This window comes from Micromonospora sp. NBC_00821 (assembly GCF_036347035.1).
GTDB classification, from domain to species: domain Bacteria; phylum Actinomycetota; class Actinomycetes; order Mycobacteriales; family Micromonosporaceae; genus Micromonospora; species Micromonospora hortensis.
The window spans coordinates 3,152,273-3,168,403 of record NZ_CP108880.1; the positions used below are offsets into that span (position 1 = coordinate 3,152,273).

General features: G+C 72.2%; 13 protein-coding genes. 1 reads left to right on the forward strand and 12 read right to left on the reverse strand.

Translation table 11 applies throughout. The features are described 5' to 3' along the window. Window positions 1-65: 65 nt before the first annotated feature. Complete coding sequence (locus tag OHB44_RS14280; RefSeq protein WP_330440975.1) at window positions 66-3,245, forward strand: BTAD domain-containing putative transcriptional regulator; 3,180 nt, start codon at window positions 66-68, stop codon at window positions 3,243-3,245. Window position 3,246: 1 nt separating this feature from the next. Here the strand turns inward: OHB44_RS14280 and OHB44_RS14285 are convergent, their stop codons facing one another. The 12 genes from OHB44_RS14285 to OHB44_RS14340 all read right to left on the reverse strand — a co-directional run bounded on the left by OHB44_RS14285 (window position 3,247) and on the right by OHB44_RS14340 (window position 16,008). Next, window positions 3,247-4,074: an ABC transporter permease gene (locus OHB44_RS14285; RefSeq protein ID WP_124822795.1), complete on the reverse strand. Its 828-nt coding sequence runs from the start codon at window positions 4,072-4,074 to the stop codon at window positions 3,247-3,249. Further along, a complete protein-coding gene (locus tag OHB44_RS14290; RefSeq protein ID WP_330440976.1) occupies window positions 4,071-5,051 on the reverse strand; it encodes an ATP-binding cassette domain-containing protein in 981 nt (326 codons plus the stop codon). Before OHB44_RS14290 ends, OHB44_RS14285 begins: the two co-directional genes overlap by 4 nt. Before the next feature lie 324 nt (window positions 5,052-5,375). Next, entirely contained in the window at window positions 5,376-6,179 is an 804-nt protein-coding gene (locus tag OHB44_RS14295; protein WP_266302847.1) for a methyltransferase domain-containing protein, read from the reverse strand. 51 nt (window positions 6,180-6,230) lie between these two features. After that, window positions 6,231-7,001, reverse strand: a complete 771-nt coding sequence (locus tag OHB44_RS14300) for an ABC transporter ATP-binding protein (RefSeq protein WP_238684968.1) — start codon at window positions 6,999-7,001, stop codon at window positions 6,231-6,233. Further along, entirely contained in the window at window positions 7,001-7,744 is a 744-nt protein-coding gene (locus tag OHB44_RS14305) for an ABC transporter ATP-binding protein (RefSeq protein WP_266302846.1), read from the reverse strand. The genes OHB44_RS14300 and OHB44_RS14305 overlap by 1 nt, the downstream gene beginning before the upstream one ends. Then, on the reverse strand, window positions 7,741-8,760 hold the full coding sequence (locus tag OHB44_RS14310; RefSeq protein WP_238684966.1) for a branched-chain amino acid ABC transporter permease: 1,020 nt from the start codon (window positions 8,758-8,760) through the stop codon (window positions 7,741-7,743). Before OHB44_RS14310 ends, OHB44_RS14305 begins: the two co-directional genes overlap by 4 nt. Further along, on the reverse strand, window positions 8,757-9,653 hold the full coding sequence (locus OHB44_RS14315; protein WP_238684965.1) for a branched-chain amino acid ABC transporter permease: 897 nt from the start codon (window positions 9,651-9,653) through the stop codon (window positions 8,757-8,759). Before OHB44_RS14315 ends, OHB44_RS14310 begins: the two co-directional genes overlap by 4 nt. Further along, window positions 9,650-10,843, reverse strand: coding sequence for an ABC transporter substrate-binding protein (locus OHB44_RS14320; RefSeq protein ID WP_238684964.1), 1,194 nt, complete (start codon window positions 10,841-10,843; stop codon window positions 9,650-9,652). The genes OHB44_RS14315 and OHB44_RS14320 overlap by 4 nt, the downstream gene beginning before the upstream one ends. A 53-nt stretch (window positions 10,844-10,896) precedes the next feature. Further along, window positions 10,897-11,301, reverse strand: a complete 405-nt coding sequence (locus tag OHB44_RS14325; protein WP_030490280.1) for a roadblock/LC7 domain-containing protein — start codon at window positions 11,299-11,301, stop codon at window positions 10,897-10,899. A 16-nt stretch (window positions 11,302-11,317) separates the two neighbouring features. Next, the gene (locus OHB44_RS14330; RefSeq protein ID WP_330440977.1) at window positions 11,318-13,717 is read right to left on the reverse strand and encodes a sensor histidine kinase; all 2,400 of its coding nucleotides are present in this window, start codon (window positions 13,715-13,717) and stop codon (window positions 11,318-11,320) included. A 253-nt stretch (window positions 13,718-13,970) separates the two neighbouring features. Then, window positions 13,971-14,453, reverse strand: a complete 483-nt coding sequence (locus OHB44_RS14335; protein ID WP_238684962.1) for a helix-turn-helix transcriptional regulator — start codon at window positions 14,451-14,453, stop codon at window positions 13,971-13,973. A gap of 262 nt (window positions 14,454-14,715) precedes the next feature. After that, complete coding sequence (locus OHB44_RS14340) at window positions 14,716-16,008, reverse strand: cytochrome P450 (protein ID WP_330440978.1); 1,293 nt, start codon at window positions 16,006-16,008, stop codon at window positions 14,716-14,718. Window positions 16,009-16,131: the final 123 nt, after the last annotated feature.

Here is a 16,131-nt window from a genome sequence, read left to right on the forward strand (position 1 = left end):
GGGCTCCGACCGGCCTGGCGGGCGGTGGTCGTCGGGTCGGTGCGCGCGTGGGGGATGCTGGGTCCGTGCAGATCGCGACCCTCGGCCCACTCGCCGTCGACGGCCAGCCCGTTCGGGGTGAACGGCTCGCGGCGGTGCTCCGCGCGCTCGTCGACGCGCGGGGGCGGGCGGTCTCCGTGAGCCTGCTCGTGGACGCCGTCTGGGACGGCGCGCCACCGGACGACGCGACAGGCGCCGTCCAGGCGCTCGTGTCCCGGGTACGCCGTCTCGGGCTGCCCGTGGTCGCGGTGCCGGGCGGATACCGGCTGCCCGCCGAGGAGATCACCGTCGACGCGGTCGAGGCGCGCGCGCTCGTCGATCAGGCGGGCACCGTGCTCCGGTGCGGTGATGTCCGTGCCGCCCGCGACCTGGCCGATCAGGCACGGGCCCTGTTCCCCGTGGTGCCGGAGTTTGTCAGCGCCGAGGACAGCCGCCTGTTCGCGGAGGTCGCCGCGCTGCGCGCGCAGGCGGCACTCGCCGGCGTGGGCCCCTTCGACGAGGTCGACCTGGGCCGACTCGTCGCGCGGACACCGCCGGACGAGCCGTCCGCCGCCCTGCTCGTCCGGGTGCTCGCCGCGCAGGGACGAGAGGCGGAGGCGTTGGAGGTGGTCGAGCGGCTGCGCGCCGAGCTGGCCGACCGCTACGGCACCGACCCGTCGCCCGTGATCACGAGCGTCCACCTGGCGTTGCTGCGCGGTGAACTCACCGCACCGCCCGTCGCGGCGCCGCCCCGGCAACAGGCCCGGATCACGCTGCCCGCCGCGTGGCGCCGCCCCATGGCCGGCCTCGTCGGGCGGGAGCGGGACGTCAAGGCCGTCACCGACGCGCTCGCCGAGACACCCGTCGTGACGATCGTGGCGACCGGCGGGGCGGGCAAGACCCGGCTCGCCGCCGAGGTGGCCAGGCGTACGGCAGCGGGTGGGCGCGCGGTTCGCGTGATCGAACTCGCTGGTCTGCGCTCGCCCGACGAGGTGCTGCCCACTGTGCTCGCCGCGCTCGGCGGCGCGGACACCACGGCGACCGGCGGCAACCTGGGTCTGGAACGGCGGGTCCTGAGCCCCGAGGAGCGGCTGCGCGCCGTGGCGCCGGACCTCGACGGGTTGGTGGTGCTGGACAACTGCGAGCACGTGCTCGACGCGGTGGCCGTCGTCGTCGCGGACCTGGTCGCGGCTGCCTCGCCGGAGGTCGCGGTGCTCGCGACGAGCCGCGCCCCACTGGGCCTGGTCGGCGAGTTGGTGCACCGGCTGACCGCGTTGCCGGACGCCGACGCGCTCGCGCTGGTCGAGTCCCGGGCGCGGGCCGGCGGCGCCGTACCGACCTGGGACACCGAGCGGGCGCTCGCCCTGTGCCACCGGCTCGACAACCTGCCGTTGGCGCTCGAACTGGCCGCCGCGCGACTGCGGCACATGCCGATCGACGACGTGCTGGCCGGGCTGACCGACCGGTTCGCGCTGCTCGACGACGCCCTGCGCGGCCTGCCTGAGCGGCACGCGAGCCTGTGGGCGCTTGTCGACTGGAGCAGGGAACTGCTCGCCGAGGCCGACCGCGACCTGCTCCAGCGGGTCGCGGTCATTCCCGCGCCGTTCACAGCGGACCTCGCCGCCGCCGTCGCGCAGGCCCCGGACGTGCGTCGCGGCCTGGCGACCCTCGTCGAACAGTCCCTGTTGACGCTGGTCGAGGGGGACGGTCCGCCGCGCTACCGCATGCTCGAAACGGTCCGTGAGTACGGCGAGGCCCGGCTGGACGCGGCCGGTGCCCGGGATCAGGCCATGGCCGGCCTGGTCAGGTGGGCGCGGGAGCAGGCCGTGGCGCTGGCCGCCCGCTTCATCGGCCCCGGCCAGGTCGAGGCGCTGCACCGTTGCGCCGCCGAGCAGGACAACCTGGTCGCGGGCCTGCGGTGGGCAATGGCAGCGGACGACGAGCCCGCCTCCGTCGACGTCGCCACCGCGCTGTTCCACCTCTGGTCGGTGCGGGGCCTGCACCTGGAGGTCCTCGCCTGGGCGCGCGGGCTGTTGCACATCGACGACCCGCAGCGGCGGCTGCGATCGGCGATCCTGCGCGGCGCGGCCAGCGGCCGGCCACTTCCCAACGCCGACCGGCTGGCCTGGACCTGCGTGGTGATCAGCGTGAACGCCGGCGTCAGCGCGGACCTGCGGCCCGCCGTGCTCGCCCGGCGGGCGCTGCGGACGCTCCTGATCGAACGTCCCGGCGAGGTGTCGTCCCGGTTGACCGCTCTCACGTCGGCACTGCCCGGTTTCGACGCCGCCGACGTGGAGCAGAGCCTGAAGAGCGCTACCGAGATGGTCGCGCACCCGGACCCGTACGTGCAGGGGCTGGGGCTGTTCGCGCGCGCGGCGGTACGGGAGAACGGCGGCCTGCCGGAAGCGTCGATCAGCGACGCCGAGCAGGCTTACCACCGCTTCGAGGCCGCCGGCGACCACTGGGGCATGGCGATGGCGGCGGGTGCGGTCGGGCAGTTCCTGGTTCCGGGCGGGGATGCCCGGTCGGCCGAGTGGCTGACCCGCAGCGTCCGGCACATGGAGTTGGTCGGCGCCACGCAGGACGCCAGGTCGATCCGGGTACGGCTGGACGTGCAGCTCGCCCTGACCGGCGACGCGGAGGCGGAGCGGCGACTGGGTGAGACGGCCGCGCTGGGCCAGGCCGAGCAGATCGACGCCGCGCAGGCGCTACTGGGCCTGGCGCACCTCGCCTGGCAGCGTGAGCGGTACGACGAGGCACTCGCCCACGCCGACGAGGTGACGCGGGTCCTCGCCGGCTGGGTCGGGCCGCAGCCACAGCCGCGCGTGATGCTCCGGGCCACGGCGGCCATCATCTACCTGCGGGTGGCCCAGGTTGGGCGGGTGTCGGGCACCGACGCCACCATCCAGGCGGCCGCGATGCTGTCGCTCGCCCGCGAGGACGCGCTGACCTCACGGGACCTGCCGGTGATCGGGGCGTGGGCGTCGGGCGGCGCGGAGTTCGCGGCGTACCGGGGTGACGTCGACGCCGCCCGCGAACTGGCCGTACTCGCGAAGCGGATCGGCACCCAGATCGAGATGTTCTTCCCCTTCGAAAACGGCGAACGGCTCAACGCCATCCTCGGGAACGAGGAGCAGCGTGAGCCGTTGCTTGCCGCGTGGCGCGAGCGGCCACCCGCCGCGGCCGTCAGCCGGATCCGCGAGCTGATGGACGACCTGCTCGCGTAGGTCAGATCTTCTTGCGGTACGCCCGCAGCGCCAGCGGCATGAACACCGCGACGAAGCCGGCGCACCAGGCGAGCGTCCACCACACGTGGTTGCCCAGCGGGGTGCCGAGGAACAGCCCGCGCACCGACGCCACCAGGTGGGTCATCGGGTTGACGTCCACGAACGCCTGCATCCAGCCCGGCAGGGTGTCGGCGCCGACGAACACATTGGACGCGAAGCTCAGCGGCATGATCAACGCGAACATCACACCCTGCACGGCACCCGCGGTCCGCACCTTCATCGACACCAGCACCGGCAGCCAGCTCAGGCAGAGCGCGAACAGCACAGCGAGCAGACACCCGGCGATCGCCCGGAACGGGTCGGTGTCGATCCGGAAACCCATCACGTAGCCGATCGCGAGGGTCGACACGGTGACGATGACGTACCGGACGACATCGCCGAGGACCGCGCCGACCAGAGGTGCGGAACGGGGGATCGGCAACGACCGGAACCTGTCGAAGATGCCCTTGGCGATGTCGGTGTTGAGGTTGACGCCGATCGCGATGGCGCCGGTCGCGATCGTCTGCGCCAGGATGCCGGGCAGCAGGAACTGAAGGTAGTCGTGGGTCGATCCGGCGACGGCGCCGCCGAAGACGTACACGAAGATGATGAGGAACAGCACCGGCTGCAGGGTGACGTCGATGAGCGCTTCGGGCGTACGCCAGGTCTTGATGAGGCTGCGCTTGGCGAGCGCCAACGAGTGCCGCACCAGCCGGAACGGCCGAGGGTTCGGCGCCGTTGTCGAGAGTGCGCGGCTTCGCGTGGGCGCGGTGTCGGTCAGAGTGCTCATGCCGCGACCTCCGTGGGGCGGGTGGTGTCGTCCTCAGATGCCGTACGCCCGGTGAGGGTGAAGAACACCTCGTCGAGGCTCGGCAGGTGCAGGGAGAGTTCGGTGACCGCGATGCCGGCCGTGGCGAACCGCGCGACGCTCTCGGTCAGGGCCGCGTCGTCGGTGACCGGCACCGCGAGCACGCCCTTGCGGATCTCGTCGGCCTGCGCGCCGGAGCCGACCTGGGTCAGGATCTCCGCGGTGCGGGGCAGCTGAGCCGGATCGGACGGCCGGACCTCCAGGGTCTGACCGCCGACGACCCGCTTGAGCCCTTCGGGGGTGTCGTGCGCGATGACCCGGCCGTGGTCGATCACCGTGATCGCGTCGGCGAGCGCGTCGGCCTCCTCCAGGTACTGGGTGGTCAGCAGCACCGTCGAACCGTTGTTGACCAGCGAACGGACGACGTCCCACATGTCCTCGCGCTTGGCCGGGTCGAGCCCGGTCGTCGGCTCGTCCAGGAAGATCACGTCGGGGGAGCCGACCAGGCTGGCGGCCAGGTCCAGCCGTCGCCGCATGCCACCGGAGTAGGTCTTGGCCTGACGGTTCGCGGCATCGGACAGGTCGAACCAGTCGAGCAGTTCGGCGGCCCGTCGCCGGGCGCCGGCACGCCCCAGCTCCAGCAGGGTGCCGAACAGCTCCAGGTTCTGCCGCCCGGTCAGGTCCTCGTCGACCGAGGCGTACTGGCCGGTGAGGCCGATACTCTGCCGAACGCGTTCGGCGTCCCGTACCACGTCGAAACCGCTGATTCGGGCGGTCCCGCCGTCCGGGGTGAGCAGTGTGGAAAGGATGCGCACGGCGGTGGTCTTGCCGGCGCCGTTGGGCCCGAGCACCCCGAGCACCGTCCCACGGGGCACGGCGAGGTCCACGCCCTGTAGCGCCCTCGTCTTCCCAAACGTCTTCACGAGGCCCTCGGCCTCGATCACCAGGTCAGCTGTCATGCTCCCAGTCTGCGCGCGCCCGCTGACACCGCCCCGACACGCCACCGACACCGACCGACACCGGTGCCGAGAGCGCCGCGTCCGCGCCGATCTTGCAGTTTCGGTTGCCGAAACGCGCGAAATGCGCCCTTTGCTGGGACAGTAAGTGCAAGATCGCGGGGCTGGGCGAGGCACCACGGACGCGGGCCGGCCGGGCTCCCTCGCGGGGAGCCCGGCCGGTGCGGTCGACGCCGTCGTAGAGCTGTCCGGAGCGCAGCGGGGGGAGGGGCTGCGGCGGGAGAGGTACGGACGGCGTGACCGCGCTCCGCGCGGTGGTCCACCTGCTCAGCTCGGTCGGCGGCCCCGCGTGGAGACGAAGTGGTACGACATGACGGCGAACCCCGGGTCGCGGAGCAGCCGCCGGAAGGCGTGCAGTTGCTGGGGCGACAGCCCGGCCGCCAGCAGGTCCGGTTCCAACTGGCGGGAGTTGGTCTCGTAGAGCGACGTTCCGGTCGATCCGCCGGCCCAGCTCTGCGAGTGGGTGATGGTGTCCAGGTCGGTCAGACCGGCGAGGGCCATCTCGGTGTGTACGTCCTGCGCCCATCCCAGGTCGGCGCCGTGGTCCTCCAGGACACCCATCATGGCGTCCATCACCTGCGCGAAGAGCTTCGCGGCGTCGTCGGTTGGGGCGGTCAGCACCCGCTGCGGCGCGGTGCAGTCGAACTCCTCGACCACCAGCCACCCGCCGGGTGCCAGCGCGCCGCTGAGCGTGCGCAGGACCCGTCGTCGATCGGGGAGGTGCAGCAGCACCAGCCGGGCGTGGATCAGGTCGAACGCGTCCCCCGGTGGCGGTTCGGTGCGCACGTCGTGCTGGCGTACGTGCAGGTTGGCCTCGGCCACCAGGTGGGTGGGGTCGATGTCGGTGGCCAGCACGTGCCCGTCGTCGCCGACCGCGCGGGCCATCCGCCGGGCCATCGAGCCGCCACCTGCCCCGACCTCCCAGCAGGTCGCACCCGGTTCCAGCACCGGACGGGCCAGCCGACGCGTCGTGATCGGATCCAGGAAGGACTCCAGCGCGTGCATCTGGGGAACGGCGTCCGGTGCGCCGTTGTCGAACGTGTACCTGTCATCGCTCGTAGCGGTTGTCATCGGTGTCTACCTCTCCGTGAAGGGTCGGGTGACTCGAGAATGTTCGGGTGACTACGGGGTGTCGGCCCAGAGCCGAGGGGTCGATCGGTTGGCCGGGGGCGGCGCAACGGCGGCGACGCTCAACATCGCCGCCAGTGGGGCCGGGTCGCGGCGGGCCTCCGCGGTCGGCCGGTCGTAGACCACCCGGCCGTACTCCAGCACCGCCACCCGGTCCGCGAGCTCGATGGCGTGCTGGAGTTGCTGCTCCACGAGCAGCACGGTGAGGCCGTCGGCGGCGAGACGGTTGACGAGTTCGCGGACCCGCGCCGCCAGATCGGGCGAGAGCCCCTCGCATGGTTCGTCGAGCAGCAGCACCCGGGGTTGGCCGAGCAGCGCACGGGCTATCGCCAGCATCTGCTGCTCGCCCCCGGAGAGTTCGCAGCCGCGGTGTCGCAGCCGTACCGCCAGCCTCGGCAGCAGTTCCAGGGTCCGGGCGACCGTCCAGCCCTCGCCGCCGGAGGTGCGGGCCCGCCACGGCGCGGCCGCCAGGTGCAGGTGCTCGGCGACTGTCAACCGGGAGAAGACCCGTCGGCCCTGCGGGACGAGACCGACGCCGGACTGGGCGATGCGATGTGGTTGCCGGCCGGCGACGTGCACGCCGCCGATCTCGACGCGACCGCTGGCCGCCCGCACCAGCCCGGCGATGGTGTGCACGAGCGTGCTCTTGCCCGCCCCGTTGCGGCCCACCACGGCCTGGATGCTGCCCGGGCGCACCCGCAGGCTGACCTCGTGCAGGACGATTCCCCCGCCGTAGCCGGCGCAGAGGCGATCCACTGTGAGCATCAGGCCACCCCGTCGGCGTAGGCCTGCCGCACCAGCGGCGAGGTGCGGATCTCGTCCGGTGTGCCGGCGGCCAACGTCTGACCGTCGCGCAGCACCGTGACCGTGTCGGAGAGGGCGTACACCAGGTCCAGTCGGTGTTCGACAAGCAACACGGCGACCGCCCTGGGCAGCGCCTGGAGCAACTCCACCAGCCGGCCGACCTCGATGGCGGACAGCCCGGCCGCCGGTTCGTCGAGGAGCAGCAGGCGGGGGCGACCGGCCAGGGCCATCGCGATCTCCAACTGGCGTCGTTGCCCGTGCGCGAGGTGCCCGGCGGGCACCGCTGCGACGGCGCTGAGCCCCATCTGGTCCAGCAACGGGTCGGCCAGTTGCCGTGCGGCGCGGCGGCGTCCGCCCGGCCACCACCGGTGGCCCGGGATGACCCGTGGCAGTGCGGCCACCACGACGTTCTCCGTCGCGGTGAGCGTCGGAAAGACAGCGGGTCGTTGGTGGATGCGGTTGATGCCCCGCCGGGCCCGGGCTGCCGGGCCGAGCCGACCGACGTCCCGTCCGTCGAACCGCACGGTGCCGCGTTGCGGCCTGGTGGACCCGCCGAGCACGTTGAGCAGTGTCGTCTTGCCGGCCCCGTTCGGGCCGATCAGCGCGTGCCGTTGGCCGTCGTGGATGCGCAGGTCCACGCCGTCGAGTGCGGCGAGCGAGCCGTAGCGCACGGTGATCTCCTGGGCTTCCAGCAGGCCGGTCATCGGTGCAACTCCGCGACGGTGGCCTGATCATGGGCGGCTGGCCGGTCCGGCTGTCGTGCCGGGACGCCGGGCAGGCGCAGCCGACCCCGGGCCCGGTTGACGCCGGTCGGCAACAGGTAGACAGTCGCCACGAACAGCGCGCCCAGCACCAGCGGCGCGTGGCCGGGCAGCACCCCGAACAGCCAGTCCCGGACGGCGATGACCAACGCCGCACCCACCAGGGCGCCACCCACCGAGGCGGTGCCACCGATGACGACACCGAGCAGCAGCAGCGCGGACGTGTCGAAGCCGAAATCGGCGGGGGAGATGTACTGCTGGGCGACGACCAGCAGCGAGCCGGCGGCACCGGCGATCGCCCCGGCCGCGATGTGCGCGCCGGACAGGTGCAGCGCCACCCGGTGACCGCTGGCCCGCAACCGCGTCTCGTCGTCGCGGCCGGCACGCAGCACCAACCCGGCCCGGGTACGCAACAGCACCAGCACCGCGCCGACCAGCGTGGCCACGACGACCAGGGCGTACAGGTAACGGGCCTGATCGTTGGCCAGCGCCGGGAGCCCCCAGAACGGGCGGACCGCGGGGATGCCGGCCAGCCCGTCCGTGCCACCGGTCACCGACCGCCACCGCCCGAGGACGATGACGACGAGTTCACCGATCGCCAGGGTGATCATCAGGACGATCACCCCTCGGGCGTGCACGACGAGCGGCACGGTGAGCGCGGCCAGCAACGCCCCGGCGGCCGCCGCGACGACGAGCTGCACGACACCGACGTCGGAGACTCGGCTGCCGACCACGGCGCAGGCGTAGGCGCCGGCCGCGTACGGCGCCGTCTGACCGAGGGTGGGCATGCCGGCGACGCCGGTGAGCAGGGCCACGCTCACCCCGACCAGGGCCAGCGCCAGCGTCCGGGCGAGGACCGACGTGGTGTAGTCGTCGACCACCCAGGGCGCCACGACCAGACCGACCAGGACGAGCGCCGCGATGCCGCCCCGAACGCGCCGGATCACCTCACCCCTCATGCCGCCCTCCACCTGCCGGCCAGGCCACGCGCCCGCACGGCCAGCACGGCCGCCATCGCGGCGAACAGCAGAAACGGCGCGGCGGACGGCAGCAACGCCACCCCCAGCGTCTGGATCTCGCCGATCGCGAGCGCGGCCAGCAGGGTGCCCGCCATCGACCCGAGGCCACCGAGGACGACCACCACCAGGGACAGCAGCAGCACCGTGTCGGCGGTGCCCGTGCCGGGGCCGATGATGGGCGCGCCCAGGACACCGGCCGCGCCGGCCAGCGCACCGGCGGCGGCGAGCACACCAGCCCGGATCCGTGCCGGACTCACGCCCAGACAGGCGACCATCTCCGGGTCGTCGACGGCCGCCCGGACCAGCATGCCGGCCCTGGTGCGTCGCACCACCAGGTAGAGGGCGGCGGCGAGCACCGCCGCGACGACGATGAAGACCAACCGGTACGCGGCGTAGCGGTGACCGGCGACCATCACCGACCCCTCCAGGGCTGCGGGCACCTGGACCTGCGGGTTGTCGGGCCCGAAGCCGGCGACGAGCAGGCTGCCGCCGGCCAGCGCCACCCCGAACGTCAGCAGCGCCTGACTCAGGTGATTGCCGGTGGCGACCGGTGTGAGCAGGCCGGCCAGGAGCACCCCCGCCGCGGCGGCGGCCAGCACACCGACGGCGAGGGCCAACGCCAGGCTCGCCCAGCCGCCGTCGAGCACCGCCGCGGCGGTGTACCCGCCGATCGCGTAGAGCAGGCCGTGCGCCAGGTTGAGGATGTTGGCGACGCCGAAACAGAAGACCAGGCCCGACGCGGCGACGAACACGAGCAGCCCGTAGGCGACCCCGTCCAACGCCGGGATCAGGTACGGGTCGATCCGGTTCGTGCCGGCCGCCACCGCTATCACCGGCCGACGGTCGCGAGGTCGCCCACGACGGTGTTGGACAGCGCCCGGCCGTCCTGGCGGACCTGCCGCAGATACCACTTCTGCACGGGGGAGTGCGTGGTGGTGGAGAACTGCCAGGTGCCGCGCGGGCTGGCGATCTGGCCGAGTTGGCCGATGGCCGTGTTGATGGCCTCGGGGGTCGGGTCGCTGCCGGCGGCGCCGATCGCCCGGTCGAGCACCGCCGCCGCGTCGTACGAGGCCAGCGCGTAGGTCGTCGGCGAACCGTCGTGCTTCGCCTTCCACGCGGCCACGAAGGCGCGGTTCTCGGCGTTGTCGAGGTCGGGCGAGTAGTTGAGCACCGAGTAGATGTCCCGGGCGGCCTCGCCCTGAGCGTTGAGCACGCCGCCCTCGGTGAGGAACCCGGCCGCGTACAACGGGATGTCCTTGATCTCCGACTGCGCGTACTGCTTTACGAAGTCGACGGCGGCGCTGCCGGCGTAGAAGGTGTAGACGGCCGCCGCGCCGGAGGCCTTGATGCGGGCGAAGTACGGGAGGAAGTTGGTGGTGGCCGGGAACGGCGTGAAGGTCGTCTTGCCGTCGGCGTTCGCGAGCTTCCCGCCGATCTTGCCGAACGCGTCGGTGAAGCCGCGCAGCTCGTCCCAACCGCCCTGGTAGTCCGGGCCGATCGCGTACACGGAGCCCTTCACGTTGTCGCGGACGTGCTGGGCGATCGCCGCCCCGGGCTCGTCGGAGAGGTACGAGGTGTGCCAGACCCGGGACACGTCCTTGAGCTCCGGCCGACCGTTGGAGCCGACCAGTGGCACCTTGGTCTCGTTGAGCACGGGGGTGACTCCGGCGACCGAGCCGCCACCGACGATGCCGGTCAGCGCGGACACCCGGTCCTGCTTGAGCAGCTTGGTCGCCGCCGGAACAGCGGTCTGGGCGCCGTTGCCCTCGTCCGCGACGATGAGGTCGACCTGCCGGCCGCCCAACTTGCCGTCGTGGGTGTCCAGGTAGAGCTGGAAGCCGTCGCGGATCTCCGTACCGACCGCCTGGTACGTCCCGGACAGCGACGCGAGCAGGCCGATCTTTATCGAGCCGCCGGCGCTCGTGCCCGGAGCGTCGTCGCCGCAGGCCGTGCTGGTGGTCAGCACGGCGGCGAGCAGCGCGGCGGTGAGGGCACGGCTGCGCCAAGGCGTGGTGAGAGGCATGTCTAACTCCAGAGGAAGGGGAAGGGGTCTCCGGCGTGGGGGCGCCGGGGTGGTCAGCGGCTGCGGGCGAGCGCCGCTCGGGCAGCGGGGGTCAGCGCGTCCCCGATGCGGTTGGCCAGCTCGGTCATCTCGTAGGAGACCTTGCCCACGTCGCACTCGGGCGCGGCGAGCACCAGCAGCGAGGCGCCGTCGTTGAAGGCCATGGAGAACATGAATCCACCCTCGAGCTGGGTGACGTTGGAGATCACCGCGCCGGCGTCGAAGAAGGCCGCCGCCCCCCGCAGCAGGCTGACCAGCCCGCTACCCGTGGCGGCCAACTGGTCGGCCCGATCCGGTGGCAGGTCGCGGGTGGCGGCCACCATCAGGCCGTCGCTGGAAATGGCGATCGCGTGGCTGACCTCGGTCGCGCGCGCCGCGAAGTTGTCCAGCAGCCAGCCGAGATCCTGTTGGTCGGTCACGTGCTCTCCTGTCGCGTCATTTGTTACCGAGGTTGATCGGGGTGCGCCGTCGGTTCGCCACGCCGCGCGCGTACGCGGCCATCGCCGTGGCCACCTGCGCCGGGTCGCGGTACTCGGACCGTTGCTGCTGTTGCGGCACCGTCACACCGCCGGGCACGAGGTGCCGTTGCGGCTGTCGTTTGGGCAGGCCGGAATTGGTGGTCGTGGCGACCTCGGGGGTGTGCGCCTGGGCGGCCGTACGCCAGGCGTCGTCGGCGGGGCTGGACCACTGCTGACCGTTCTGGCCGTTCTGGCCGTCGACGACATCGCTCTGGAACCAGTGGTTGACCTGTTCGAAGATGAGCAACTCCTCGGTGGGCGCGTCACCCCGATCCGGGGACGGGGGAGCCGGTCGGAAGACCGGCGCGGCCGGCAGGGTCCGTTCGGTCGGCTGGCGTCCGGCGGTGGGTTCGGGGCGCGGCTGGTACGGCGGCGGAGGGCTGGGCGTCCGCGCCGCCCGCCGCGACAGCCGGCCGGGTGCGAGCAGGTACTCCTCCGGCGGCAGCGACCGGATGATCGCCGCGGGCAGTGTCGCCTCGGCGAGGATGCCGCGTCGGGGGCCGCGCCGTAGTTGGACGGTGGCGCCCAGCCGGGCCGCGAGCTGGCCCACGACGACCAGCCCCATCGCCCGTACGGCGGCCACGTCGATCGCCGGCGGACGGGCCAGCAACTCGTTGAGTTGCTGCATCCTCTGCGTGGACAGCCCCACACCCTCGTCGCTGATCTGGACGATGACGCGGTCTCCCAGGCTCCGGCCGCTCACCCAGGTCTCGCTGCCCGGCGGCGAGTACGTCGTGGCGTTGTCCATGAGTTCGGCGAGCAGGTGCACGACCTCGTCGACGGTCTTGGCGGCCACCGCGACGTCCCCGTCGATCATGCCGAGCCGGACCCGTGCGTAGTGCTCGATCTGGGACAGCGCCGCCTGGAGCACCTGTTGCAGCGGAACGTCGCGCTGGCGTACGCGACCCACGCCGACACCGCCGAGCACCAGCAGGCTGGCGTTGATCCGGCCCATCCGGGTGGCCAGGTTGTCCAGTGTGTACAACTGGTCGAGCCGGTCGGGGTCGGTTTCGTCCCGCTCGACCAGGTCGACCTGGGCCAGGACGGCGTCGACCAGTCGCTGTTCGCGGCGGCTGAGGTGGATGAAGATGTCGGCGGTGTTGGCGCGCATGACGGCCTGTTCGGCGGCGGTCCGCACGGCGGCCTGGTGCACGGCGCTGAACGCCTGACCCAGCTCGCCGATCTCGTCGTCGCTGGACGGTTCGAGGGCGGCACTGGACTGCTGGTGGGCCAGTTTCTGTGGGTCGACGGCGGCGCTGCCGGGCTGTTGGAGCTGGGCCACCACGGCGGGGAGCTGTTCGAAGGCAACGGCGTTGGCAGCGTCGCGCAGCCGGCGCAGCCGTCGGGTGATCTGCCGTGCGACGGCCCAGGTCACCAACGCGGTCAGGATCAGGGCCAGGAGGACGCTGGCCGCCTCGGCCACGGCCCGGCGGCGCTGGTCGGCGTGGGCGGCCCGAACGTCGTCGCGGACCGCGTCGTCGACCCGGGCGCGCAGGTCGGCCAGCCGGGCGGCGCGGGTCTGGGTGGTGGACACCCAGGCGTCGGTCTCCAGTTTCAGCCGCGACCCCGGCTGGGCCCGGGACACCTCGTCCTGCATCCGTTGCAGGGCCAGCGCCTCCTTGCCGGTGCCGGCCTGCTCCCACCAGATGCTCCACTCGGGTGGGGCCAGGGCCAGGAACGACAGGCTCGACTCGGTGTAGCTGGTGCGGGCCGCGGTGATGTCCTGCTGCATGGCCGGGGTCAGTTCCCCGCCCGCGACGGCACGCAGCACGGCCACCTGTTGCTGACCAATGGCTTCGGCCGTCTTCGACAGCGCAGCCGAGGCCCGGATCCCGTCGGCGAGTGGGGCGTCCACCACGCCGTGTGAGACGTTCTCCCGGAGGTTGATGAGGTCGGCGATCGCGATGCGGTAGCTGAAGGTCATCGCCGACACCGACGCGTGCGTGGCGGTGCGCACCTGGGTACGCAGCGGGGCGAGGCCGTCCAGAGCAGCATCGATGCGCCGCAGGAGAGCGGAGCTGGTGCCGTTGTCGGTGGACAGTCGGTCACGCTGTCCGCGGTAGCGGGCGACGGCGGAATCGGTGGCGGCCATCTCCACGCTGAAGGCGTCCTGCTGCTCCGGCCGGGCGTAGGTGAGCAGGTCGGCGGCGGCGATGCGCTCGCGTTGCAGGCGGTAGGCCAGGTCGCCGGCCTCGGCACCGACCTGCGCCAGGATCTGCAGGTCGCCGGCGCGGGCCGTCTGGCGTGCGCTCTCGGTCAGTGCGAGACCGGCGAAGCCGATCACTGCGACGAGCGGGGCCGCGACGATGAGGCGCATCCGGCCGGCGATCTTCCAACCGCGTCGGCGGGTCGGGTAGGGTCTGGCCGCGTGGGACCGGGTGCTCGACGCCAAGATTGACTCCCACGACTCGTCGATGACGGTCTATCCGCACGTTGCCGAATGCAAGTCCCATTCGGCCGGAAGCCGCGCTCGTAGACCAGACCTGGCCGTGGTACAAACTGCCGGTACCAGCATCTGTACCCAACGTCAGCGACCGGTGACGCCGCGAGGTCGGGTCGGATCCGTCAGGTCAGCGCTGGTTGTCGAGGGGTTCGGCCGACGGGTGCCGCCGCCCCGGTTCATCCGGTTCGGGTTGGCCGTTGAGCACCTGACCGATCAGCTCACGCAGCTCGTCGATCGCGTCCACCACGGCGCCCGGGTCGCGCGCGTCACGCCGTCCACGCTGACGCGGCACCTGTCGATCCAGTCGAGGCGGCTCCGGCGCGCGAGGGCCTCGGCGACCGTCTGCCGCCAACTGCTCGGCCGCGACGTGCGGCCACAGTGCGGCCAGCCGGCCGCCGGTGTCGAGCACGTCATCGCAGCGCAGCGCGAACTCGTGGCTGCCGAACCGGCGACCTGACTCGACCGCCGCGACCGTCTCCCGGCTGAACCGCACCAGGTCCGCCAGGGCTCGTTGGGTCAGGCCCTGTTGGACGCGGGAGTCGCGTAACTCCCGTCGGAACCGCTGACTGGCCGCAGAGTGAGCCGAGCTCGACGGGGACGTGTGCTCCATGCGCTCACCTTCGTGGAACGGGCATTCAGCGGCGGACGCCAGATCGAGATTGGCCGATGAGTCGAACATTCGCAGAGGGCAATTCTTAACCCAGGAAGCGATGGGTGTGAAGACGTTCACCGGTATGGATCGTCGGGAAAAGCGGGAAAGGTGCACGCCGGACCCGGTGCCGGCACCGACGTGCCCGGGTGGAACGGGTCGACGCCGGCCCACCCCACCCTCGGCCCGCCCGCAGGTCAGCACCGCTGGCGCCAGTGCCCGCTCAGGCGGCGTGCACTTCGGCCGTCGCGCCCTCCCGTCCCGCCGGCACGTCCACGGGCGCCGGAACATCGATTATCGCGAGCAGCGTGCGGTGCGCGCGAAACGCGACATTGGGTTTGTACGAGCGATGTTGCTCCGGTGACAATCTCAGCCCGGGAATGGCTTCGGCGAGCCGGCTGAGGGCGATTCCGGCTTCCAGTCGCGCCAATCCCGCACCGATGCAGAAATGTGGACCGTGGCCGAACGACAGGTGATTGCCCACATCGGCCCGGTGTGGGTCGAACCGGTCCGGGTCATGGAACGCCGCCGGGTCCCGGTTCGCCGCTCCGATCAACAGCAGGCACCGTGCGCCGGCGGGGATCGTCACGGCACCCACCGTGACATCCCGGGTGGTCACCCGCAGCCAGCCGTCGATGGCGGGCGCGAACCGGAGCGTCTCGCCCACGAAGGCGGGGACGAGCCCCGGGTCCACGGTGATCGCCGACCAGCGCTGGGGAGCGGACAGGGCCTGGTCGAGGGCGTGCGCGAGCAAACCGGCGGTGGTCTCGTGGCCCGCGACCAGGAGATTGAAGGCGAGGCTCGCCACCTCGGGCACCGTCAGCACGCTGTCGTCGTCGTCCCGGTAGTCCAGGGCACGGCTGATGAAGTCCTCGCCCCGGTGTCCACTGTCCACCCGCTGGCGGACCAGGTCCTCGCAGTAGTGCCAGAACTCCAGCAGGCCCTGGGCCAGGCGTACCTGCTCGGCCGGGTCCGGCTGCCCCCAGATGAGGGCTATCTGCCCGTCCGCCCAACTCCGGATCCGCCCGATGTCGGCGTCGGGCACCCCGAGGATGTCCAGGACCACCAGCAGGGGAAGCTCGGTCGCGAACTCCGGGATCAGATCGACCTGATCGCCCTGGCGGGTGGCGAGACGGGACACCAGTTGGTCGACCCGGCGTCGGATGATCGCCCCGTACTCGGCCTCGACCCGCTCGGCGGTGTTCGCGAAGGTCGCCCGTAGGGCCCGCCGGGTGCGCGGGTGCGCCGGTGGGTCCGCGGCGGCCGTCGTGGGTGGCGCGTCGATCTGCATGATGACGTTCAGTGCCGGTGGGCACACCTCGTAGACCGGGGCGAGGGTGAGGGCGTTGGCGAATGTCGTGGCGTCGGCGAGGGCCCGCCGGACGTCCGCGTGCCGGCTGATCAACCACAGGCCCAGATCCTCGGCGTAGTGCACCCCGTCAGGATCGTCGAGAATACGCCGCCACATGCTCGCCGGATCGGTGAGATAGACCCCGGTAAACGGATTCAACCGCATGGAAAGCCTCCTGATGCACGCGGCGCGAAACCGGCAGCGCCCCCATTTGGCGATCCACTTCAGCCGGGCCGATAATGGCGTGCATCTGCCTCTGGCTCTTTACGGTGCGCTGGCCGGCCGTAC